The organism is Caproicibacter sp. (assembly GCF_046707225.1).
Classification (GTDB): domain Bacteria; phylum Bacillota; class Clostridia; order Oscillospirales; family Acutalibacteraceae; genus Caproicibacter.
The window spans coordinates 1-1,766 of sequence record NZ_JBJKOP010000031.1 but is presented as its reverse complement, the minus strand read 5'-3'; the positions used below and the strand labels follow the sequence as shown (position 1 = coordinate 1,766).

At 49.2% G+C, this 1,766-nt stretch carries 1 protein-coding gene; it reads right to left on the bottom strand.

The features are described 5' to 3' along the window. A partial coding sequence (locus ACLQ3M_RS06150; protein WP_411676820.1) for a hypothetical protein occupies window positions 1-1,766 on the bottom strand: 1,766 nt, incomplete at both ends.

The window sequence follows — 1,766 nt, the reverse complement described above, 5'->3', positions numbered from 1 at the left end:
TAAAAGATTCCAAACTGGCGCCAGGAATTGCCGTAAGGCTTTGTCGTTTCTCCTTTTACGATAATGCGAACGGACGCATGAGTCAGGAAATGATTTTTGGAGTCGTACACATCAATCATTGCATAGGTAAGGCCAGGCTTTAACCCGATTGCTTTTACATCCCCGTTTGGCAGTACCGTTGCGGCAATGACGCCGTCGGTGGAGGAATAGGCTTTCAGCCGTGATCCCGCAGGTGCGTTCAACAGAGTTACACCTGTTTCGTAGCTGTCGCCGACATTCATGGTATAAACTCGCGTGTCCAGCGTGATGGTTCTGACGCTGTCCGGCAGCAGGACATAGTCCTCACAATTGTCGACCGAAAGGCTGGTGTTGCCAAACGCGTCAACTGCAACCTTTTTGCCCGTTGGAATCAGCTGCCCACTAAGGGAGTCAAGCTGATAAACATCCATGCTCTGATTTGCCGCAAGTCCTTGATCCTGCGCGGAAAATCCTATGGCTGCGGGAGCCGGCAGGGCACCATCCTGAGCAAATTCGACGACAAGGCCCTGAACGCCGTTTGTCAGGCGATTGACTGCCGAAACTTTGGCTGCGGGAAGAATACTCGTTTGCATGTCCACATCGGAAAGCGGCGTGCCGGATTTTGCAAGGTCTTCCCCTTTGAAAGCCCAGGTATAGGAAGCCTGCTGCTGATCCGCATACTGTACCTTTAGCGTCAAATCCTTTGTGCCCTCTTTTGCAGCTTCCAGAATTTCCTTCGCGATAGGGATGGAAACCGCAAGGTTTGAAGATCCGTCGTTTTTTGCTTCGGAGGGAAGGGTGAGCGACACGTTTGCGGATTTGCCTGCATTGATCTGTTGAATGATATCGTTCTTTGGCAGTTCGATCGTAACAGCAGCGTCTTTCGACAAATCCAGCGCTGTTTTGCCGTTTGAAGAATCAGAGGTTATGGTTGGGACAAGAACCTGAATTTCCGCCACGTTTCCGTTTTGTGTTACATCACTTGCAACCGCGGCAACAGAAGCGGTGTTTTTTTCGGAATCGACCGTCGTTTTCGTTTCCGGCTTCTTCGGCTTTGGAGAAGAGTCGGACGAATGGTTGTGATGGTGGGAGGATTCCTTATCATCATCGTCCTTTTGATCAGAGTGAATGGTAACGGTTACCTTGTAATTCTGTGTGGAACCGCTCTTTGCCGTTACCGTGTAGGTTACGGGATTGGTAAAATCGTTTACCGTTTCTCCGCTGACCTGCTCGGTGCCTTTCACTTCCACGGTTACCGCCGCGGAGGTAGTGAATTCCGCCGTCAGTTTTTTGACGTTCGTGTCCTTTGCAACTGTGACCGCAATCGTTCCGTTGTCATCGTCAATGGTACCGTCATAAGTGTTCCCGTTTTCATCCGTGAGAGAATAGGACTGGAAGCTGGTTTCGCCCGTCACTGTGACAGTCACCTTATACTTTTGCTTTGTCCCATCCGCAGCAGTCACAGTATAAAAAATCGGACCGGTAAAATCATTTTCTGTATGATTACTATCCTGTACAGTTGTTCCAATTGTTACAGGTGCATCCTCAACTGTCGCAAATTTCGCAATCAATTGTGTTACATCCGTGCCATATGGCACCTTTACCTGAATGATGTGGTTTTCTTTGTCAATGGTTCCGGTATAATAGTCGCTTCCGTCTTTCTCTTTCAGAGAATAGGATTGGAATTCGGCTCCGCTTGCCACTTTTACAGTCACCTTGTAGTCCTGCGTTGTTCCGTCCGCCGCTTT